Origin of the sequence: Neolewinella lacunae, assembly GCF_014349155.1 — a bacterium.
Lineage (GTDB): Bacteria > Bacteroidota > Bacteroidia > Chitinophagales > Saprospiraceae > Neolewinella > Neolewinella lacunae.
In genome coordinates this window covers 185458-207313 of sequence record NZ_JACSIT010000067.1, presented here as the reverse complement: position 1 = coordinate 207313, position 21856 = coordinate 185458, and the positions used below count along the sequence as shown (strand labels likewise).

The window sequence follows — 21856 nt, the reverse complement described above, 5'->3', positions numbered from 1 at the left end:
AAAAAGCGGCCACCGCCCGGGAAGACAGTGGCCGAAGGGTACACACGGGATTACTCTTTGATTTCGTAGTTTTTCTCCACCAGGCGCTTGCGTATGCTGGCCTTGATCTTTTCGCCGAGGGTATTGGCTTCAGCACCGGCGGAACTCGCCTGGGCTTCGGCAACGAAGGCGTCGCGCTTGGCCGTCAGTTCGAGCAACTCTTTTTGCAGGCTGCTGCGCCTGGCGCTGATTTCCTTGATCTTCACGGTCAGTTCGGCGTCGCTCAGTTGTTGGAGGGTATCGGGCAGTAGCTCCTTTTTGGCGACGAGTCCGGCGGGGTCTTCGCGGTGGGCATCGACGGCGTCCCAGCTGCTGTTGTTGTAGTTGGCGCTGGCTTTGTACTTGGCACGGGAACTGAGGTTGGCCTTGGAGTAGGACTCGGCGTTGGCATCCTGGCGCAGCTGGTTGGCCTGGTAGGCGGCACCGGAAGCTCCGATGGGGATGTAGGTGCCGTTGAGTTTGCGGTTGCAACGGTCGATGGCGTCGTCGTAGGGCGAGGGGATGAAGGTTACGCGCTCATCCTGGTTGATGTAGAAAAACTCTCCGTCGCCATTCTTGGCCCCGGAGCGCCAGCTGGGGCCGTCGGAACCGTTGGGGTTTCCACAGAGGATCGTGTTGACGATGATGTCTTTGCTGCGGGCCTTGCGCAGGGCGTCTTCGGGCTTTACCTCGCCCTGGGTAAAGGGCTCATTGCCAGCAATGTAGATCAGTTTGATGGTGTTGTCGTTGTCGTCCCATTGCAGGTCGTCGGTAGCCCGCAGGATGACGTGGCCGCAGAATTCGTCGCCGCCGCCCGTCTTCAGGCCGAAGAGTTTATCGCTCAGCAGGTCCACGTCGGAAGTGAGGCCAACGACCTGTTCGATGTAGCCTTTCTCGGGCAGGAGGCCGGAGTTACCGTACTGGTACAGGGCCACTTCAATGGAGGGGGCTGCGCCGTCCTTTTTGGCTTTCAGGATCTCGTTGAGGATGTTCCAGAGGCGGGCCTTGGCCTGGTCAATCAAGCCGTCCATTGAGCTGCTGGTGTCGAGCAGGAAGGCGATCTGGATGCGGTTTTTCGCCGTGGGCGCGGCCGCAGGTGCGGGGGAAGTTGTCCCCCCCAACCCCCCGATGGGGGGAGCAGCGGGGCTGGGTGTAGCAAGGTTTGCCCCTGCGAAAAGCTGGGCGACGCCAAAGAGGCAAAGGGTGGAAACCAGGACGGCTGCGGAGAGCCAGGTGAAGGTGGTGGGAATTTTCATCGTAGGAATGGGATTGGATTTGCTTACGGTTGCGGTGAATGGATGCTCACCGGGGCGGGATTACACAACAAAGTTCCGGGAAAGTGTTACCCCGCGCCAGCTGCACTTTGGCAGCGCAGGAGAAGACTTGGTAAAACGCGGCCTTGACTCCGGGAAGGCCCCGTTTCCGGCCTTTTTTGCGGTCTTTCCGGGGCAGGGCATTCGTTGGGGCCCTTAATTTTGGCAGGTCAACCGCTTATTTTATCCCCCAAACTCCAGCTTCGCCATGCAGAAAATACTCTGGTCCCTTGTCTTTTTGCTCTCCTGCGCCGCTGCGCCGCTGCTGGCGCAGGTAATGGGCAATTACCAAACCCAGCGCAATGCCGCGCCGGTGAATTACCAGGCCAACTTCCGCGGGGTGCCCCGTACGGCAACTTTTGACGAGGATCCCTCGGTAGTGGAAATCACCATCAATGCCCTTTCCAACCAGGGGGCCGATGGCTACGTTGCCATCTTCAGCGTCTACCAGTCGGGCGAAACCGTCCAGGCCGTCAACGAGGCCATGAACGGGCGCATCGATGCAGTAAAAGCCGGGCTTACTGGCCTGGGTATAGCGGCGACCGATGTTTACGTGGACCTGGTCAATTTCCTGCCTACCTACGCCTTCAGTGAGGAGAAGAAAATTTTCTCGCGCAAAACCCTCACCGAGCAACCTACGGGCTTCAACCTCCAGAAAAACCTGCACATCCGTTACCGGGATGCGGCGCTGCTGGACCGCATCATGACCACCGCCGCCGCTGCGGAGATCTACGACCTCATCAAAGTCGATTACCTGGTGGATGAGCCCCAGGCGGTGTACAACGAACTGCGGCGCCTGACCTTCGATTACCTCGATACCCTCAAGACCCTGTATTCCGCCCGGGGCGTGGCGCTCGATAGTGCCCAGCAGCACGTGGCCGAAAGCGCCTGGGTGGTGTATCCGGGAGACCGCTACGAAACCTACTCTGCCCACGCCTCGCAGCAGCTGACGGCCAAGGAACGGGAGGGAGCCGTGGTGACGAAAATTGAGAAACCGACCCTGCGGTTCTACAATGCCATCCCGATGAACGACTACGATCTGGTGGTGAACCCCGACCTGCTGGAGCCCGCCGCCCAGTTTTCCTTCGGCCTCAAGGTGCGCTTTACCCTGCCGCCGAAAGCCCCGGCGGTGAAGACCCTGCGCAAGAACAACTATTATTACCTTACGCCGGAAGGGAAATTGGTGCTGCTGGACCCCGGCCAGGAGTAGCCGCGTACCTCCCGTGGATAGACCGCGTTTAACGCCTCGAAATGATCTTGCTCCGCATTCTGCTGTTCGCCATCCTTACCGCCTTTGCCCTGGGCGGACTGGCGGGCCAATCCCCGGAAAAGCGCAAGACGAGCCCGCGGGCACCCCAGGCCCTGGAGCGGGCCGAGGCACTGCGGCAAAGCGACCCCGCTTCGGCCATCGGGGTGCTGAGCGAGCTCATCCAGTCGAGGCCTTCCACCCAGGAATTGACCGAGGCCTTCCTGCTACTGGGGGACATTTACGCCGACATTGGCCAGCCGGAACTGGCTCTGGGGCGCTACGCCAGGGCTTTGGAGGTGCTGCCCGCTGGTCAAAACCTGCTCGCCGCCAGCCTGTACCAGCGCCGGGGGGAGGTCAACCGTGAGCTGGGGGATTTGGCGGCGGCCCGGACGGACTTTGCCCGTTGTCTTTCCCTGGCACCTGCGTTGAGCGCCCAAAAAACCGCCTGTCAGGAAGGACTGGCCGACCTCGAAGCCAGCGAAAATAACCTGTCTTTGAGCCAGTCTTACTACCAGCAGGCCCAGGACAGCCGCCCGACCGACAGCGTGCTGCAGGTGCGGGTGAACGCTAAGCGCGCCGACGTGTACCTTCAGCAAAACGACCTGGTCAACTCTGCCAACTCCCTCAACCAAGCCTTGGAAAAAGTGCCGCGCGCCCAGGCCCTGCCGCCCGACGACTCCCGCGAACTGATCTCCGCCAACACCAACCTGCGCAGCGCCGTGATCAAGGCTGCCCCCAATCTGGATCGTGAAATTACCGAGGTGCTCCCCGCCGCACCGATTCCCCTGCTGGCCACCGATAATTTTGCCCGCTTCCAGACGCTGCGCGAACTCGGCCGCCTGCCCGAGGCGGAACGGCAGTTGCGGGACGCGCTGCAACAGCTGGATAGTTTGACCCCCGCCGAGATCAGCACCGAAATCTACGCCGCCGGGGCCGACTACTACCTGGACCGCAGGCAGCCCACCCGCGCCGCCGAAATTTACCGCGCCTACACCGTCGCCAATGATCGCCTGCTGGCCGAAAAACGGGAGGAAGTCAATCAACTGGCCGCCGTCCTGAGGGCACAGCAAGACGTTGATCTGGGCCTCAAAGACCTGAGCGCCGCCGAAGCGGAAAGCCAGTTCCTGAGCCAGCAGGTGAGTTTGCAACGCTGGCTGATTTACCTGCTGGCCGCGTCTTTGCTCGGCGCGCTCGTGCTGGTGGCCATCATCCTGCGCAACGTCCGCAAGCGCCGGCGGGCCAACCAGGAACTGCTGCTGCGCAACCTCCAGACCCGGATGAACCCGCACTTCATTTTCAACAGCCTGAACAGCATCAACAACTACATCGCCCGCCAAGACGAACGCTCGGCCAACCGCTACCTCGGCCGCTTCGCCAAGCTGATGCGCAACGTGCTCGACCAGTCGGGCAAAGACTTCGTCCCCCTGGCTGAAGAACTAGAACAACTGGCCCTGTACCTGGAGCTGGAAAAAGAGCGTTTCGGGGAGCAGTTCCGCTACCAGCTCGTCAGTCCCGCAGCCGCTGAGTCCCTGGAGGTCCCGCTGAACCTGCCGCCCATGATCCTGCAGCCCTTCGTGGAAAACGCCATCTGGCACGGCCTGCGCTACCGGCCGGAGGGAGGGGCGCTGGAGGTCCGCTTGTGCGCTGAGGGTCGGGAAACCTACCTGGAAATCATCGACAACGGCATCGGCCGCGCCCGCTCCGCCGCCCTAAAAACCGCCAACCAACTGGCCCACCGCAGCACGGGCGTGGCCACGACGCAGAAGCGCCTCGAACTGATTAATGAGCACTACGGAACCCGCTACTGGCTGCACATCGAAGATGCTTTCCCCGCCGAGGAATTCGTGGGGACGCGGGTTCGCCTCGCCCTGGGGCGTTCACCGCACTCCGGAGCAGCTCCCTCTTCCTTCACCCCAGAAAAGCAAGCGCCATTCGTACCCTGATCATCGACGACGAAGCCCCGAGCCGCGCCGCCCTGCGCCACTACCTGGGAAAGTACTGTCCTGACACCGAAGTGGTCGGGGAGGCCGATGGCGTGGCCCAAGCCCTGGAGCGCATCCGGGAAACCCAGCCGGACTTGCTTTTTCTGGACATCGAAATGCCTTACGGTAACGGTTTTGATTTGCTGGAACAACTGCCGGTGGACCACGGGCTGGAAATCGTCTTCGTGACGGCCTACGAGCAATACGCGCTGCGGGCCCTGCGCCTGAGTGCGGCCCACTATCTCCTCAAACCGGTGGACATTGACGATCTGATCGAGGCCGTAGCGAAGGTCAAAGCCCGCCTGGGCCTGCGCGAACAGGGCCGGGTGACGCAAGCCCTGCTGCAAAACCTGCGGGAACAAAACCGGGCGGTGCCGGAACGTTTGGCCTTACCTTTGCTGGACGGTCTGGAAATCGTGAGTGCAGCCGACATCCGCTACTGCTCGGCCGCAGACAACTTTACCGACTTCCACCTTGCTGACGGCCGTAAGCTCCTCATCTGCCGCAAGCTGAAATTCTACGCCGACCTGCTGGAGCCCGCCGGATTTTTCCGCATTCACCGCTCGCACCTGGTCAATCTCCAACGCGTCCGTCGCTACCACCGGGGTTCGGGGGGCTCGGTGGTGCTGGATGATGGGACGGAGTTGCTCGTGGCCGCCGCCCGCAAAGCGGAGTTGCTGGAGCTGCTGGCGGGGTAGGGGGCAAGCGGTAGTTTTTACTAACGTCAGGTTGGGGGTATGCAACGTAGCTATTGGCTGGGTATCAGATGGCAATGGCTTTTTAGCAATGTAGTTTTGTAGTACTACACAACTACAGTACTACCGAACTACAAAACTTTGGTACTACCGAACTACCGAACTACAAAACTGCCTCCTAAAATCTATTGAAGACCGGTTAGTTGTGATTATTGCAAGGGCTCAATTTAATATTGTATTGGCAAGCCGTACTTTTGAAGAATGCGAACTCTACTCCTCTTTTTCTGCCTTGGGGCCGGTGTACTGCTGGCTCAGTCCACCGAAGACCGCTACGCCTTTGTGGCACCTGTCCAGACCCAACTTGACGCCTACAATACGAGCGACTTGGAGCTGTTTCTGTCGGCTTACAGCGATTCCGTGCGGGTTTACCAGTTCCCGGCAGCACTGCAGTACCAGGGAAAAGAAAACATGCGTGCGAACTACATTGGCATGTTTGAAAGTCTGCCCGATCTGCAGTGTCGCCTGCTCAACCGCGTGGTGATGGGCGATCGGGTCATTGACCACGAAAGCGTCATCTTCAACAAAGACAACCCACCCGTGGAGGTAGTGGCCATTTACCGCGTTGCGGATGGCCTGATCCAGGAAGTCTGGTTCATGCGCTGATCAGGGAACGGGGCGCGGCCGCAGGTGCTCCCCCCCGGCCCCCCGAAGGGGGGAGTAGGGACAAGGAGCAAAGGAAGAGACCCGGGAGCCGAAGTTACCTACTTGTGAGCTAGCGCATGGCCGCCACCAGGCGCTGCCCCATGGAACTGCTGGGTTGGGTAAGGACTTGCGCTGGCGGACCGCTCTCGACGATGCGACCACCGTCCATGACGATGACGCGGTCGGCCCGTTCTGCCACCAGGCCCAGATCGTGGCTGATGAACAAAAGCCCCAACCGGTGGGCGTGGCGGATGTGGTCGAAGAGGTCGAGTACGTCGGCGCGCAGGGGGACGTCGAGGGCCGAAACTGCCTCGTCAGCAATCAACAGGCTGGGATCGGCGGCCAGGGCCCGGGCGATGGCGACGCGCTGTTTTTGCCCGCCACTGAGTTGGGACGGCCTGCGCAGGGCGTAGGTTCCGGCGGGCAGGTCGACCTGCGCCAGCAGTTGCCCGATGCGTGCATGGTAGAAGGACCTGGATTGCCGCGGGTGCCAGGTACGGAGGACTTCTTCGAGAATTTCGGCTACCCGGTGGGCGGGGTTGAGGCTGCTATCGGGGTCTTGGAATACCAACTGGACCTTACCCCTGGGCAAGCGGACGGTGCCGGAAGCGGCGGGCAGCAGACCGGCCAGGCAGCGGGCGACGCTGGTTTTTCCGCACCCACTGGGACCAACGAGGGCAACCCATTCGCCCGCAGCCACGCTGAAACTGACGTCCTGGACGGCCACGTGGTCCGGGGCTTTTTTCCAGGGCCAGGGCTTTCGTCCGGGGTAGGCGATGCTCAGATTTTCGACCCGTAGGGTGTGGTCGGCGGGCGATTCGCCGTCCTGGGTAGTGGTCTCGGTGGGTGGGGCCGCGTTGGCAGGCAAACCGAGTCCCGCACCGGAAAGGGCTAAAATGTCCGTGGTACTGCCCTGGTGTTTGACTTTTCCGTTTTCCAGGACAATGATCCGGTCGGCCGTCTGCCGCATCACTTTTAAATCGTGGGTAATGAAGACGGTCGCCATCCCCAGTTCTTGGCCGAGGCGGCTGAGCAGGTCCACGATGCCCTTTTCGGTGATGGCATCGAGGGCCGTGGTGGGTTCATCGGCGATGAGTAAGCGGGGCTCCCCGATCAGCGCGATGGCGATGAGGATGCGTTGGCGCTGCCCGCCGCTCAACTCGTGGGGGTAAGCCCGGAGGATGCGTTCCTGGTCTTCGCTGAGTTCTACGCGGTGCAGCCATTCGCGTACCGAATCCATTTTTGCGGATCGGTTGCCCAGGGTTGGGTGCAGTCGGGAAACAGCCTCCACCAGTTGGTCTTCGATACGGTGGACCGGGTTGAGCGCCGTGAGGGGTTCCTGAAAGACGAGGGACAGATCCCGGCCGCGCAACTGGCGCAGGGTAGCTTCCGGGGCCGTCAGCAGATCGACGACCCCGCCAGCGGGCAGGTGGTACCGGGCGCTGCCGCCGCAGATGCGGGCACCGGCGGGCAGCATCCCCAACAGGGCCAGTGCGCTCAGGCTTTTTCCGGAGCCAGAGAGACCGAGAAGACCGAGCCGATCACCCGCCGCTAACTGAAAGGACAAATGATCCACCACCGGAGGAGCGTCGCCAAAGGCGATAGTGAGCTGCTCTACTTCAAGGAGTGGCGATGGTGACATAGGGATAAAGGTAAGGGAAGTGCCCGGTATATTTTGGTCAGCCCCACTCTGGTACGGCGCTCAAAAAGCGGTAGTCGTTCGCGTGGTAATCAATTTCGGCGATGTAGCTGTCCTGGCCGTTGCAGATCATGAGGTAGGGGACCTGCATCGGGCCGTTGTACTTGGCGGCTTGCCGGAAGACGGCGGTGCTGAGGGGAACCTGCGGAGCTTTGCATTCGATGAGCAGGAAGGGCCGCATGTCGCGGTCGAACACCAAAAGATCGGTGCGGTGGGCTTCGGAATTGATGGTCAGGCCGCGTTCCACGGTGATGCGGTTGCGGTTGTAGCGCATATCGCCGATGAGAAAGTGGAGGAGGAGTTGGCGGACGAACTCTTCGGGCTGCAGCACCAGCCATTTCTTGCGGATCACACAGAAGACCATGCGCTTGTTCCCTTCCAGGCGCACGTTGAGCTGGGGGGCGAAGCGGGTCAGGCGTAAATCAGTGGGGTGGGGTGGGTTCCGTTCGGTAGGCATTGGCCAGGGTTTGCAAGCGGGGAAACAAGGCCAGAAAGGTCTGGTTGAACGCCTCATCGAAATCTACCAGCATTTGGTCTACGCCCTCCAGCAACTCCGGGTGGCTCAGGCGGGGGGCCAAGCGGCCGAATACTTTGCCCATTCCTTCCGGAGTGGTGTAAAGGTGGAGCCAGTTGTCTTTGACCATCTGGTTGACGTAGCCCTGGACTTGTGGCGTCATGGCTTCCCGCCGGGCAAAGAGGTTGGCGTAAGCCGATTGGGTGAAGGCCGGGAAGGCGGTTGGCCCGAAGGTTTCCCAGTGTCGGTAGAGGTAGTAATCGAAGCCAATATCGGTCACTACGCTGGCGTAGCGACCGTGGCGGGGGTAAAGCAACTTGTTGAGCGTGCGCACGGCGGGCTCGGTATCCGTCAGGTGATCAATTGCGCGGTGCATCGCAATGCCGCGCTGGATGGCGGCGGGCAAGCGTTTGACGGCGGCGCCTTTAACGAAATCTCCCAGGAAGTTCCCGGTTTGCAGGTCGGGGTCAAAGTGGGACAGCGTGAGGTGAGCGAGAAAGTTGATGGCAAGAACATTTTTTTGCCCGATGAGGCAGCAGTTGTACGGGGAGATACCCAACGGCCCACTAGACCTTGCCCGGTTTGTGTCGCTTGTGCATCGCCAATTGCGCCCGGAAGTAGTCGTAGATGTCCAACTGGGCGCGGAAGCTGTTTTCGTCGACCTCCGGTGTCCGGTACTCATTGAGCCTTTCGGCAGAAATTATCCGGGCTTTGGAATTGTCGCGCCACTGCAAATCCATCAGCTGGCGGATTTCCTTGCGGAGCAGGGGGTCTTCTACTGGGGTGACCACCTCCACCCGGCGGTGCAGGTTGCGGTCCATCCAATCGGCCGAACCAATGAACACCTTTTCCACTTCATCGCCGCCAAAGATAAAAATCCGCGCATGTTCCAAAAAGCGATCGATGATGGAAATGATCTCGATGTTTTCGTCCGGACCGGGCATCAGGCAGCAAATGCCCCGCACGATCATGCGCACCTCCACGCCCGCTGCGGCGGCTTCCCGGATTTTGGCGATCATTCCGGGCTCTTCCAGGGAGTTCATTTTGAGGAACAAGTAGGCGTGGTGGCCCGCCCGGGCGTGGGCGATTTCTTCATCGACCAACTTATCGAAGGCCCACTGCATATTGAAAGGGGCCACCAGGAGGTGTTTGCAGTTGGGGAGGATCAACTTACCGCGCAGCAACTGGAAGACCCGTTCGATGTCCTTGCCCAGTTCGGGGCGGCAGGTGAGCAGGGCGTGGTCGGTGTAGAGTTTCGCGGTCTTTTCGTTGAAATTTCCCGTGCCGATGTAGCTGTAGTGCAGGTCTTTGCCGTCTCTTTCCCGCAGAATGTGGAGGAGTTTGGTGTGGACTTTGACGGCGGGGAAACTGTAGCGCACAATGGCTCCGGCGTCTTCGAGTTCCTTGCCCCAATAAAGGTTGCTTGCTTCGTCGAAGCGGGCCTTGGTCTCTACGAAAGCTTCTACCTTCTTGCCCATTTTCAGGGCGTAGAGGAGGTTGGTCACCACTGCGGATTTGCCCGCCACGCGGTAGAGGGTGATGCGGATGCGGGTAACTTCCGGGTGGTTGGCGGCTTCCTCGATGAGCTTGGGAATGTAATCGTAGCGCTGGTAGGGGAAGCTGAGCAGCACGTCGCCCGCCGCCATGGTTTGCATCACGCTTTTGCCCTCCCGCAGGTGGGGATGGTCCAGCGGTGGAAGATCCGCATACTTCAGGTCTTCCCGGCCCGGCGGCAGCGGGAAGCTGAAAAAGTCGTTGAAGTTGTGGTAACGCGCCCCGGGGATCATGTCGAATTTGGAAAGATCCAGGACGTCTTTCAAGCGTTGGCGGATCCAGGCGGGCATAGCGGCATCGTAGAGGAAACGCGTGGGCAAGCCATCCTCGCGCTCGGCCAGCCTGGCTTCGATTTTGCGGTGCAGTTCCCCATCAAACTCATCATCGATGTACAGTTCGGCGTCGCGGCTCAACTTGAAGCTGTAGGCAAATTCCACCCCCCGGTTCAGCCAGAACCCGAGGTTGGCGCGCATAATGCTGTCAAGAAAGATGACGTGGAAGGCATCAGGGGTTTCCGCGGGGCTGGGCAGTACCACCAGGCGGGGCAGCTTATCGGTAGGAATGGGCACCAGCGGCACCTCACCGGCCTCCAATGCTGCATTTTCGGTCAGGTTTACCGCCAGACAGAGCTGGCCATTCTTCAGGAAGGGGAGGCCCACGCCCGCTTCCTCGGCGCTGGGCAGCCAGTACAGTTCCAGATGGGGCTGCACATTTTTGATGAAGTACTCCCGCGCAAATTGCTGTTGCTCGGCGTTCATCTCGTAGCTGTGGATCAGGTGAATGTTTTCCCGCTTCAGCTCCGGCAGGATATCCTCAACGAAAATCTGCCCGAAAATTTGTTGCTGCTGGTTGACCATCGCGTGAATGGTTTTCAACTCGCTTTTGGGCTTGAAGTCGAGCAATTCTTTGCGCTGGTCTTTCGGTAATTTCTTGAATTGCCGCAGACTGGCCACCCGCACCCGGTAGAACTCATCAAGGTTGGCACTGTAAATGGCCAGGAACTTGATGCGCTCGTATAAGGGTACGCGCTTGTCCATCGCTTCCTGCAAAACGCGGAAGTTGAAGTGGAGCCAGGAAGTGTCTCTTTGGATCAGGTCAGTAGGCAAGAGTCAAATCAATTTGCGCTAAAAGTACGTTGGCCAACCCAAGGTTTGCCACCCGCCGGCAAGTTTTGTTGCGCAGAGGCAAATTTCCCAGGTATTGTCGCGGCCTCAGCCCGACGAACTCGAAACCGAAGGTCTCCCAGGCATCACTGCGGCCTCAGCCCGACCCTCGCTGCGACGCTGGTTCTCCGGACTTAAGGCGGAGCCCTCCACCGCTCCTTCACCCCCCTGTGCACCTGCGGCCGCGCCCCGTAAATTTATCCAGCCACCACTTGCCCGTCTTTGAAAAGCTTCGGAATGCCCGCTTCACCCACCTCCGCTACGTGGAGGGCATTCAGCCCCATGGCGAAGGCAAATTCGATGTCGGTTTCATCGTCGGCCAGCCCGCAGTACACCCCGGCAGCAAAGCTGATGGCTACGTTGTCGGGGATTTCCTCCGCCATCCCGATGGCGTAAATGCCATTGGCGGAGATCTGCCGCGCCTGCTCGGTACTCAGGCAGCAGTTCAGAAAGACGAGGCGGATGGAGAATTTCCGCAGCAGTAGCTTGAAGATTCCCGCCAGGATTTCTCCGGAAACCACGTCGGGGTTGCGGTCCAGGTCTTCCAAAACAATGCCCGCGGGGTGAAAGCCCGGCACCTCCGCCGTCCCGTGGGCACAGAAGTGGACGATGGCCGGTTTAACCTCCAGCAGTTTTTTGGTGAGCGTTTCCCTGCGCAGCGACTCCGCCATCCGCAGGCGGAAGAGGTCGCGGCTCTCCCCCAGCTCCTGCTGGATCTGGGCAAACTCTTTTTCCTTTTGCAAGCGGCCCACGTCCCGCGGGTTGGAGGCAATGAATAAGACCTCGTGGGCATCCGCAGCGTTCGTTCCGGACGTGGGTGTCGGTGGCCGGGGAGCGGGAAGCACCGTCCGGGGTGGCGCCACGGGCAAAGGCGCGACCATGGTGGCAATGGACCGCCGGTGAACGGAGAGGAGGGTGAGAATAGATTGCCCCAGGCGCCGTCGCCGCAACTGGATGGTTTCTTCCTCTTCGGTTTGCCCGATTTCGTCCTCTTCAATGTCCCGCAATTGGCTCATTACCTGGCCCACGTTGTTCTGGAATTTGCTGTCCGTACGATAGTGGTCTTCCTGCGCCCGCAGGAAATCCACTACCGTTCGTAGTTCGCCATCCAGAGTGAGTTGGCGTAAATGGGCTTCTAATTCGGGCATTTTTTGATTGGTTCGGTGGATGGGGAGTTTAGTAGTTCGGTAGTTCGGTAGTTTAGTAGTTCGGTAGTTCGGTAGTTCAGGAGGGGTGGTTTAGCCGATTGACGCAAACATACGCTACTGCATCAGTAATCATGAAACGCCTCATGAACTATGAACTATGAACTATGAACTACGAACTATGAACTAAAAAACCTCCGGCAAGTAAGCTTCCAGCCTTTCAATGGCGGCAGCGTTGACGAAGTAGCTCATGTGATCGCTGCCAACGGGGGTGGGCAGTTTGGTCAGTCCCGGTATCGCTTGTTGGCTGGTGACGGCCACGGCCACGTCCGTCGGAGCCTGGAAGAAGATGCTGTCGGCGGCGTCTTTCCAGTCGAGTTTGGCCAGGATACGTTGGTAGAAGGATAAATCCTCCGGCCGCGTTTCGGGGATGAGTCGAATGTCTCCGTTAACCAGGTGGTACGGCACCTCCCCCCGGTCGCCCTGTTCATTGAGCACCTTGAGGAATTCGGAACCGATTTTCATCTCCTGTAAAGTGTCCAGGGCCTCGTTAATGAACCACCGCAGGCCGAGTAGCGGCGCGAGCCAGGGCTGGTAGGCCGCCCCGCCTTCCAGGGCCCGCGAGAGCAAAGGCGTCAGCCACTGCGCCGCGTTGCCGTAGGGGCTACCTCCGTTCGGCGTACCGAACTGGAAGAGGCGCTGTACGACTTGCTTACCCGTCAGGATCTCGATAAAGTAGCGGCTCACCAGTCCACCCATACTGTGGGCGTAGATGTGCAGCGTTTTTCCGTGGCCCGGGCCCAGTCCGATGCCCTGCAACTGCCCTTGCAATTTCAGGGCCGTATCCGCCAATGGGGTCTTCAGGTTTTCGTAATCGTAGGTGAGCAGCAGGTCGTAACGCTCGTATAATGTACTGCCATCGGCGAAGCTGGCCCGCCGCAGGATGGCTGGTGCCGTAGTCGTATCGCCAATGATGCCGTGCACGAACAGGGCAATGGGTTTTTCGGCCGCAGCTACCAGCTGGCGCAACTGTGCCGGATCTCCACTGCCGTACACTACCTCGAGGGCTTCGTTGACGGTGGCGGCGCGCAATTTATTGATTTCGCCCACCGGCCAGGGCAGGTAGTCGTTGATCACCTTACGGAAAAACAGTTTGACGGAGCCGCCCAGGCTGCGCGCGTATTCTTCCGGCCGGGCAGCGGGTAATTGCTGGATGAGCATCATGCCGTCTGCCTGCGGGAAGCCCACCGGGTAGTAGCGCCCGCTTTCTTCGTCGAAGGCAAAAGCCAGGGTATCCATCCCCACACCCAGGTCTGTTTTCAGGCGGAGGGGCGTGGCGGCCGTCACTGCCCCTTCGTTGCGTACACCGTGGAGTAGGAGCAAGTCCTGGGGCATTTCATTGGCCTGGGCACTGCGGGTATGCACCAGGCTCAGGGGCTCCATCCCGTAGCCGAGGGACGGGCAAGGCGGGTAGTAAGTGCCCACGGAGCGACCAGTGCTCAGGGAGGAATCCATAGACATCCCGCTGAAGGCAAATTCTTCCGGGCCTTCCATCATTTCTACGGGGCGCATCAACCCGTCGCTGCCCTGCATCCGGACGCCGCGCATGATGTCCATCGGCCGGTGAATGGCGAAGGGAATATCGCGCACCGCCCAGCGGTCCCGGCGTTTTTTGAATTGAATGCCCCCTGGGGCCATACCCCGCATCGCTTTGCCGTCCGCGTCCAGCTGCGCCTGCTGTTCGAGTCCTTCCTGCTCGTAATCCTCCAGCGAGAACTCGGTTTCGGAGACGATCACTTTGAGGTAATTGGTGATTTCCGTGAGGCCCCAGCCTTGCAGAACGTCGGGAAGTTGCAGGGTAAGGAAATTGACTTCAAAGGCTTGCCCGTCGGCGTCCAGCACCGTCTGCCGGGTGGGGTAGGGCGCATCGGCCGCTGTGAGTCGCTGCACCGGTAAGGCCGCCCCGGAAACGCCGAAAGATTCGTCGAAGTAGAGCATCCCGACGTACAATTCTCCCGGGTAGCTTTTTCGGACGCCGACCGTCAGGCGCAGCGCCGGAGGGATTTCGGCCCCGGTTTCGTCCATGGTGTACGAAAACACCGCCCGGCCATCCGTGGGCATTTCCTGGGTGCCCGTTTCGTCGCCGTAACTGTTTACCGCCACGGCCTCGAAGCGGAGGTCAACCAGTTCATCCAGTGGCAGCGACGCATCCGCCGGTGCCAGGCGGAGGGTCGCTTCGTAGGTGGCTACTTTGCTGAGTTTTTCCACGAAGGCCGGTGCCCAGCCGGGTTTCGCTTCGGGGGCACTTTCAAACACCGGGCGCTCTTCGCCGGGCAGCACCGCACTCACGCCGTAATGGGGCAGGTGGACCAGGTGGTATTTGGCCGTAGCGGGATCGTCGGTCAGCACCAGGGTAGCGGCTTCCCGGCTGATTTCTCCGACCAACGCAGATCGGATGACGGAAGACATCTTGGCGTCGATGTACACCGCTAACGGCGCGCCTTTTTTGTCGATGCCCAGCAGCGGGTAGGGGGCTTGGCTGGGTTGGAGCCAGTCGGCGGCCCCGACGAAGGCGTGGCCGGCGGTGGTGCGCAGTACCTTAATTTCCCGTTCGGTGGTGCCGTCCAGCACCCGGGCCGTGGTGCCTGCGATTACGTCACTGAGCTCGCCCTGGTTGATGAACCACTGCTGATCGGCAGCATAATCGAGCACCATGCCCCGACTCCGTTTCAGGGAGCCGTTCAGGAAGCGCTGGGCGAGGCTTCCGGCACCGGTGGCATCGCAGTACACATCCTGGCGCGCGTACTGGTTGCGCACCCGCACCCGGACGCGGTCCATCACCTCCCGGTAGCTGAGTTCGGCCAGGTCGGCACCCGCCAGCACTTCCAGCAGGAAGTTGGTGAACAGGCCCCGGCGCTCCCCGCGAATGGGCATTTCCATGGCCACCTGTTCGGGGCGGCAGGCGGAGAGGGTGACGTGGCTGGCCCGCGGCGGATGGCGGTATTCGCCCACGACTTTGTACTCAGCTGCCCCCAGAAAATCGGCAAAACCGACGGGAGTGTCGTTGGGCGCTACGGTGCGGTTGACGCCGGAGGTCTGGCGGCTGATGGAGCCCGAGTGGCAGCTATCGGCAATTACCAGGCAGTGGCCCGCCTGTTGGGTGTGCTTGGCCAGGAGGTAACTGAGCTCCTTATCGGCCAGGTCCCGGCCTCCCCGTCCCCTGCTGTCGTGCAACACCATCGTCTCGCACCTGCGGTCGCGCGATTGGTCCCAAAACTCGCGCGGTGCCGGCATTTGTGCGCCGTGGCCGGTGTAGTAAAAGAGGCAAATATCGTCGGGCCCCGCCTGGTCAAAATGCTGGAAAGCCTCGATGACGCCCTGCCGCGTGGCGGTGGCGTTGAGCAGCGTGTGGGGCGCGAATGAGACGTCATTCACCCGCGCGTAATCCGCAAAAAAGGCGCTGAAAGCCCGCAGATCGTTCTGGCAGCCGGGCAGGTCGGTGATGCCTTCCGGGTATTCGGAAACGGCCACGAGGAGGGCATAAATGGTCATGGTGGGTGTTTTTCGCGGATGAAAGTGATCGCAAGATAGTGTTTGGCGTGTTTTTGCGCGGTCGCAGGTGCAAGGGAAGTTGAGCGGAGGCAATTGCCCCGCCGCCCTGCTTCCGCCTGGCCACAAGAGCCGGGCTCCGCGCCAGCGTAGGGGCGAAGCAAGGTCAGGTGGCCGACAGCTACGCAATGCTGCTATACCCATGGTTTTACTTATCTTTGCAGCAACTGTTCTATTGTTTTGGCCATCAAGTACCTTTCCTGTTATGTCTCCGCTCTTTCGTTTTGTTTTCCTGTGTTCCCTTCCTTTCCTGTTTCTCGCCTGCGGTGAGGACGTCAACCCCAACTACCCCGAAGAGGTAGCCGCCCCGGAGTTCTACCACCGGGCGGTCAAGCAGTTGACGGACGTGATTGTCCACGACATTTTCAGTCCGCCCGTAGCGGCCCGCATTTACTCTTACTCCAACATTGCGGGTTACGAGGCTTTGGCGGCGGGCGACCCCTCAATGCCCTCGCTGGCCGGGCAGATTCCCCACTTGTCCCCCGTTCCCGCACCACCAGCTGGCGTGGAGATCAGCCACCCGATTGCCGCCCTGGCCGCCCAGCTCAAGACCGGCAAAAGCATGATCTTCAGCGAAGAGAAGATGGAAGTCTTTGAGGATACCCTCTTCCAGGAAATCGCCGCCATTGGCGTTCCGGAAGACGTCATGGCGGCCTCCCTGGCCTACGGACGGCAAGTGGCCGATCACATCATTGAGTGGTACGGTGGAGACAACTACAAACAAACCCGCACCTTCCCCAAGTACTCCATTTCCAACGACGTGAGCAAGTGGCAGCCTACGCCCCCAGATTACATGGACGGCATTGAGCCCAGCTGGATGAAGATCCGGACCTTTGCGCTCGATAGCGCCAGCCAGTTCCGCCCTCTGCCCCCTACGCCCTACAGCGAGTCTAAAGACAGCAAATGGTACCAGGAAGTGATGGAGGTGTACGAAGCCATGCGTACCACCGATACCACAGAACTGGCCGAGCGGATAAATATTGCGAAGTTCTGGGATTGTAACCCCTACGTAAGCCACCACATCGGCCACGTAATGTTCGCCACCAAAAAGATCACCCCCGGGGGCCACTGGATCAACATCACGGCCATCGCTGCACGGCAGGCGAAGGCCGACCTGGCCACCACTACGCGGGCTTACGCTACGGTCAGTATGGCCCTGCACGATGGTTTCATCAGCTGCTGGGACGAGAAGTACCGCTCGCGGCTCCTGCGCCCCGAAACCTTCATCAACCGCCACATTGATGAAGAATGGCGGCCCTTGCTGCAAACGCCACCCTTCCCCGAGCATACCTCGGGCCACTCCGTCATCAGCCGGGCCAGTGCTACGGTCTTGACCCACATTTTTGGCGATAACTTCGCCTTCACCGACGATTCTGAGGTGGAGTTCGACCTGCCCGCACGTGATTTCCCCAGCTTCCTGGCCGCCAGCGAAGAAGCGGCCCTGAGCCGGCTCTACGGCGGCATCCACTACCGTCCGGCCATCGACTACGGCATGGTGCAGGGAGAGGCCGTAGGTAAGCACCTGCTCGAACGCATCCAGCTGGGCAGCACGACGATCAGCAAGAAATAGCCCATGAATTTTTTGCTGATGCTCATCGGGCAGTTGATCTTCTACTTGTTGGTGATGCTGGGGGATGAGTACGCGGGCTCGCTGCTGGCCATCATCCTGGGCGGCATCTGCTTTGCGGTTTGGGGCATCAGCCATATTGTGGAGTGGATCGAACCGAGTCGGGTCAATCGGGCTTATTATAGCTTTATGCTGAGCGGTTGGCTGGGCCCTGCGCTGGCGTTGCTGGGCTTTTTTCTGCTGCGCGGGGAATTTGCATGGATGTCATGAACCAATTTACGGAGTACTGTCGCAAACGCTGGTTTGCCTTCGGCTATGCCTTCAAAGGGGCCTGGGACTTGCTGCGCAACCACGCGCCGAGCCGGATCCATATCCTGGCCTTCGTGGGCATACTGGCCGTGGCCTACGGGCTGGATTTTCCCCTTTGGAAATGGGCGATGGTCTTCATCTGTTCAGGCATGGTCTTGGCCGCCGAGGCGCTCAACACCGCCGTGGAGTACATCGTAGACCTGGTCTCACCGGAATACAACGAGCTGGCGGGCAAAGCCAAAGACGTTGCGGCGGGGGCAGTGTTGTTTACTGCCATCTTCTCCGCCCTGGTGGCAGGGCTGCTGATCTACGACGAAGTTTTTTTGGTGGTGGCGCGGTAAGGGGGGGGCTGACGCATCATACTTACCTCAGCGCACATCTTCTGCGAAGTGGAGGCATCCGGTACGCATTATACCCCTGGTTAATGATATCCTCACCGAAGCGGATGGTTCTGGCTGAGGGTGTCCCCACCCGAATGTCCATGTTTCGGGTGGGGGCATCCTCAGCCAGGTGTTTTCGGGAAGGGGGTATCCTGCGATTTCCAAAAAAACTACCGCTTCTCCGCCTCCTTTTTCGCCTCCTCCGTTTCAAAGGGCTTGCGCGGCAGCATTTCGTCGCGCAGGGCGGTATGCAGGACGAAGGAGGCCACAATCGTCGCTGCCTGGGCCAAGTCTTCTACCACCAGGTGATCGAAGTTGTCCATATTGGAATGGTGGGTCCGCGCGAAATAGGCCATCGGCTCCTGGATGAACTGGAAGCCCGGGATGCCTACTGCATCGAAGGTGAGGTGATCCGTACCACCCGTGTTGGACATACTCAACGTGGCGGCATCGAGGTCCTTGAAGGGCTGTAGCCACGCCCGGAAAATCGGCGCAACTTCCGCATTGCCTTGCAGGTAGACGCCGCGGATTTTTCCCGTGCCGTTATCGAGATTGTAGTAAGCGGAAACGCTTTTCTGGGCGGGCTTGAGGCTTTGGGGGGTGAAACTGTTGGGCGGGAAATCTGCGAAGTGTTCCTTGCTGTACCCCCGCGAGCCCAGCAAGCCCTGCTCTTCGCCCGTCCACAGCGCTAAGCGGAGGGTCCGGCGCGGTTTAATTCCACTTTCCTTGATCGTTTCCAGCAGGATACGGGCGGCTTCCATCATCACCGTGGAGCCAGCGGCGTTGTCAGTAGCTCCCGTGGCGGTGTGCCACGAATCGAAATGGGCACCGAACATTACGACTTCATCCTTCAGGTCCGTACCGGGGATTTCGGCAATGATGTTGTGCTCCATCCCATCGGGGTTGGTGTAAGCCGACTGCAATTCAATGCTCAGGGTGACGGGTAAGCCGCGCTGGAGGTTGCGGAAAATCTGGTTGTAGTGCTCGACGGAAAGGGTAACCTGCGGGACTACCTTCTGCCCCTCTTGCTGGGCGCGGCCCTCGGCGGTTCTTGCGCCCGATACAAAGACGGTGCCTAAGTCTCCCTTGTAGCTGCGGTCCAGGACGGCGAGGGGCTGCTCATCGGCCAGAAACTGCCAGAGGATTTGGTTGAAGTTGGTGTTGCCCAGGTTGTTGTAGTTGCGCCGGGGACGCGGGGTAGGCTCCGGAGCGTTGGCCATTTCCAGCAGGCTTTCGGCATCGTGTCGCCGCGCGTTAGGCTCAAAACCTTCGGTGACGACGCGGATGGTATCAAATAAGACAAACTTACCCGCCAGCTTACCCTTGTAGGCGGCCAGTTCCTCTTCGTTTCCTGCCTGCAAATAAACCACCTCGCCGCTTCCTTTGACGGAGGGAGACCAGGCCTTGGGATAGGCAATGATGGGGAAGTAGGAGGGGGCCGTAGCGTGCATCTCAAAATGGCTCAACTCCCAGCCACGGCCGAAGGGGCCCCAGCTCTCGAGGTGGACGTTTTTCATTCCCCACTCTTTCAGGGTCTTTTGGGCCCAATCCGTGGCCTTGTCGAGCATGGGCGACCCCGTCAGGCGGGGACCGTATACGTCCGTCATCCACCCGGCAATTTCTCCCGCCTGGCTCAGCTCCAGGCCGTGCTTACGGATGAGGGCATTGAGTTCGTCATTCACCTTTTCCTGGGCTTGGGCCAGGGCGAAGGGGGTGACAAATAGCAACAGCAGGAGAAGAACGCGATTTTTCATTTTTTCCGGTTTTATAGCAGCTCTTTTCAGAGCGGGTTGGGAGGGGTAAGGTAGAAAATATTTTTAGAGCGGGGTGGTTTTTTGCTTTTGGGCCTGCTGCGCAGTCCTTTTAGCCCATGGAGTGGCATGGAGTTGCATGGAGTTTGGTGAGTTGGTACCCTTTTCAGTTGTAATCCACCCAAAGTGGAACCACGGAGGGATTCGGCCTGCTGCGCAGTCCTTTTTGAACCACTTAGGGCACGAAGAGGTGCTAAGTTCTGTACGGGACAGGCTTAGTGGTTCAAAAATGGTGGAGCCATTGTACGGCGACTGCATCTTTTTAGCCCATGGAGTGGCATGGAGTTGGGGCATGGAGTTGCATGGAGTTTGGTGAGTTTGATTCGTTTCACGTCGACTGTAAACCTCTGCTGGAGATGTTTACCGGTGTTGTAACACCCTCTAGCCCGTCTGACACTGCGACGTAAAACGTCTTGACCTCAGCTTAGTCCCTCTTCGTGTCCTTAGTGGTTCAAAGAGAAGAGCGAAGCTCTCCAAAATCTCAGCCCTCCGCGTGGAAAAAAGCTCCGTAGGAGCCAAAACTCTACGTGGAACGACTCGACCTCAATAAGTCTTCGTCATCAACTCCGGCACCGCGATCGTGAAGTGGGCCTTGCCCGTATTTTCTGCTGCCAACTGCTCCACGCTGCCCTGTTCGATGGTCGTGATGGTGAGCACTTTCAGTTGCGGCGCATACTGCTGGAGGTACCAGCCGATGCCTTCAAAATCATCGGAGTGGTAGCTGCCGTTGAGGTGGATGAAAGGCACGCCGGGCTGGTGCCGGGCGGCGATGAAGTGGGCCATCGTGGCATCCTTGATGGCCTGGGCCATGGGGAAGGTCTCGCCGCCGTGGCCGCCGGGCATCATTTCGAGCATTTTTACGTAGCCGGGCAGGTCTTTGTCGTAAGGAATGGGTAGGGGAGGGAGCTGGGCTTTGGCCGACGCCGGTAACTCGTCCAGCGCAGCAAATCCACCCTTGAAAACCAGGCGGGCGTAGGCGCGGGGGACGTTGGTGGCCACCACCGTCATTTTCTGCTCGCGGGCAAAATTGACCACCGGCTGGTAATCCGTCGCAAAGTTGGGCCACAATCCGGAACCGATGGAGTCGAGCTGCTCGGTCGTCGCTGCGCCTTGCAGGTAGGCATCGAGACCCTCCTGTTGGTCGGATTCGAACATCTCCAGGCCGAGGGTGAAAGCGCCGCTGGCCGCGTACAGATCGCGGGCCAGGGTGTGCTGCAGCCAGTGAGCAATGGCGCTGTTGTGGGACTCGCCGAAGAGGATGACGTCGGCCTCCTGGGCGGCTTTCAAGAGTTTTTTGTACTTCGTGGGTTTCCCCGCCCGGTCGAACAGGGCGTAGGGGCGCGGATCAGACTGGGCCATAAGCGGTACGTTAGCGGTGAATAGCAGCAGCAGAAAGGCGAGGGATAAACGCATCAGTAAACAGTAGTTTTGGGGGGAAGCGGATGGGCGGAACTTGCCTGCTTCCCGGGCGAAAGATAGGGTTTACGGCGCTCTTCCCTTGCTCTTTGTCCTCACTCCCCCCTTCGGGGGGCCGGGGGGGAGCACCTGCGTCCGCGCCCTTTTGCTTACTTTCGCGCCAGCTAATTTAATCCCCTCATGAACCAACCCATTACCCTCGGCGCCGGCAGCCGGGTCCGCCACCCCGCCTTCGGCGACGGCGTGATCGTCAAACTCTATAAGGCCGCCTACGACGTTACTTTTATGACCTACGGCCTCAAAACCGTCGGCCGCGACTACCGCGACTGGGAAATCATCGAAGCCCTGGAAGCCGAAGAAGTGGCTTCCTTCAACGAGGCCGAGCAGGCCCTCATCCGGATTTTACGCACCTATAACGGCATCGACGAAACGACCAAGCTCGGCGACCGCTGGATCGACGGTACCCTCATCCTCCAACCCGGGGAGGCCGGCCTGGCGACCAAAGAAATGCCCATCGAAGACTTTTTTCACAAAATCGTCATGGTCCGTGATCGCCTCCGCGTGATGGAACAACGTATCAACGCCAGCAACCTCAGCGACGAAGAAAAAGTGAACCTTCAGCAGTACATCACCCGGATTTACGGCTCGCTGACCTCCTTCAACGTCCTCTTCAAATACAAAGAAGACCACTTCAAGGGAACGGGGAATGGCTAGTGGGCCAACCGGTAAA

General features: G+C 59.7%; 17 protein-coding genes. 8 read left to right on the top strand and 9 right to left on the bottom strand.

All coding sequences use genetic code 11. The features are described 5' to 3' along the window. Window positions 1-50 precede the first annotated feature (50 nt). Window positions 51-1274 (bottom strand): vWA domain-containing protein, encoded by a 1224-nt coding sequence (locus tag H9S92_RS22475; protein WP_187465654.1) that lies wholly within the window; start codon window positions 1272-1274, stop codon window positions 51-53. Window positions 1275-1539: 265 nt separating this feature from the next. Here H9S92_RS22475 and H9S92_RS05220 point away from each other — a divergent pair, with 265 nt between their 5' ends. From H9S92_RS05220 to H9S92_RS05205, 4 genes are all read left to right on the top strand, one after another. After that, window positions 1540-2541, top strand: a complete 1002-nt coding sequence (locus tag H9S92_RS05220; protein ID WP_187465653.1) for an SIMPL domain-containing protein — start codon at window positions 1540-1542, stop codon at window positions 2539-2541. 41 nt (window positions 2542-2582) lie between these two features. After that, window positions 2583-4523, top strand: coding sequence for a tetratricopeptide repeat-containing sensor histidine kinase (locus H9S92_RS05215; RefSeq protein ID WP_187465652.1), 1941 nt, complete (start codon window positions 2583-2585; stop codon window positions 4521-4523). Next, window positions 4421-5260 (top strand): LytR/AlgR family response regulator transcription factor, encoded by an 840-nt coding sequence (locus tag H9S92_RS05210; protein WP_320055154.1) that lies wholly within the window; start codon window positions 4421-4423, stop codon window positions 5258-5260. The genes H9S92_RS05215 and H9S92_RS05210 overlap by 103 nt, the downstream gene beginning before the upstream one ends. 258 nt (window positions 5261-5518) lie before the next feature. Further along, window positions 5519-5920 (top strand): nuclear transport factor 2 family protein, encoded by a 402-nt coding sequence (locus H9S92_RS05205; RefSeq protein ID WP_187465650.1) that lies wholly within the window; start codon window positions 5519-5521, stop codon window positions 5918-5920. A 109-nt stretch (window positions 5921-6029) separates the two neighbouring features. Here H9S92_RS05205 and H9S92_RS05200 read toward each other — a convergent pair whose 3' ends face one another. From H9S92_RS05200 to H9S92_RS05175, 6 genes are all read right to left on the bottom strand, one after another. Next, complete coding sequence (locus tag H9S92_RS05200) at window positions 6030-7601, bottom strand: ATP-binding cassette domain-containing protein (RefSeq protein ID WP_187465649.1); 1572 nt, start codon at window positions 7599-7601, stop codon at window positions 6030-6032. Between the two features lie 37 nt (window positions 7602-7638). Next, a complete protein-coding gene (locus H9S92_RS05195) occupies window positions 7639-8115 on the bottom strand; it encodes a type I restriction enzyme HsdR N-terminal domain-containing protein (RefSeq protein ID WP_187465648.1) in 477 nt (158 codons plus the stop codon). Next, window positions 8081-8731 (bottom strand): acyl carrier protein phosphodiesterase, encoded by a 651-nt coding sequence (locus tag H9S92_RS05190; RefSeq protein ID WP_187465647.1) that lies wholly within the window; start codon window positions 8729-8731, stop codon window positions 8081-8083. Before H9S92_RS05190 ends, H9S92_RS05195 begins: the two co-directional genes overlap by 35 nt. Window positions 8732-8738: 7 nt before the next feature. Continuing rightward, window positions 8739-10832, bottom strand: coding sequence for a polyphosphate kinase 1 (gene ppk1 / locus H9S92_RS05185; RefSeq protein WP_187465646.1), 2094 nt, complete (start codon window positions 10830-10832; stop codon window positions 8739-8741). A gap of 254 nt (window positions 10833-11086) precedes the next feature. Further along, complete coding sequence (locus H9S92_RS05180) at window positions 11087-12037, bottom strand: CHAT domain-containing protein (RefSeq protein ID WP_187465645.1); 951 nt, start codon at window positions 12035-12037, stop codon at window positions 11087-11089. A gap of 183 nt (window positions 12038-12220) precedes the next feature. Further along, window positions 12221-15586, bottom strand: a complete 3366-nt coding sequence (locus H9S92_RS05175) for a caspase family protein (RefSeq protein ID WP_187465644.1) — start codon at window positions 15584-15586, stop codon at window positions 12221-12223. 262 nt (window positions 15587-15848) lie between these two features. Here H9S92_RS05175 and H9S92_RS05170 point away from each other — a divergent pair, with 262 nt between their 5' ends. The 3 genes from H9S92_RS05170 to H9S92_RS05160 are packed head-to-tail and all read left to right on the top strand — an operon-like array spanning window position 15849 to window position 17860. Further along, window positions 15849-17213 (top strand): vanadium-dependent haloperoxidase, encoded by a 1365-nt coding sequence (locus H9S92_RS05170; protein ID WP_187465643.1) that lies wholly within the window; start codon window positions 15849-15851, stop codon window positions 17211-17213. A 3-nt stretch (window positions 17214-17216) separates the two neighbouring features. Then, window positions 17217-17480, top strand: a complete 264-nt coding sequence (locus tag H9S92_RS05165) for a hypothetical protein (RefSeq protein ID WP_187465642.1) — start codon at window positions 17217-17219, stop codon at window positions 17478-17480. After that, window positions 17477-17860, top strand: coding sequence for a diacylglycerol kinase family protein (locus tag H9S92_RS05160; RefSeq protein ID WP_222935983.1), 384 nt, complete (start codon window positions 17477-17479; stop codon window positions 17858-17860). The genes H9S92_RS05165 and H9S92_RS05160 overlap by 4 nt, the downstream gene beginning before the upstream one ends. Before the next feature lie 209 nt (window positions 17861-18069). On the opposite strand, the gene H9S92_RS05155 is transcribed toward H9S92_RS05160, so the two are convergent. Together H9S92_RS05155 and H9S92_RS05150 are read right to left on the bottom strand one after the other, a co-directional pair. Continuing rightward, complete coding sequence (locus tag H9S92_RS05155) at window positions 18070-19653, bottom strand: M28 family peptidase (protein WP_187465640.1); 1584 nt, start codon at window positions 19651-19653, stop codon at window positions 18070-18072. Between the two features lie 600 nt (window positions 19654-20253). Beyond that, complete coding sequence (locus H9S92_RS05150) at window positions 20254-21123, bottom strand: ChaN family lipoprotein (protein WP_187465639.1); 870 nt, start codon at window positions 21121-21123, stop codon at window positions 20254-20256. 183 nt (window positions 21124-21306) lie between these two features. Between H9S92_RS05150 and H9S92_RS05145 the strand changes: the two genes are divergently transcribed. Continuing rightward, entirely contained in the window at window positions 21307-21840 is a 534-nt protein-coding gene (locus H9S92_RS05145; protein WP_187465638.1) for a hypothetical protein, read from the top strand. Window positions 21841-21856 lie beyond the last annotated feature (16 nt).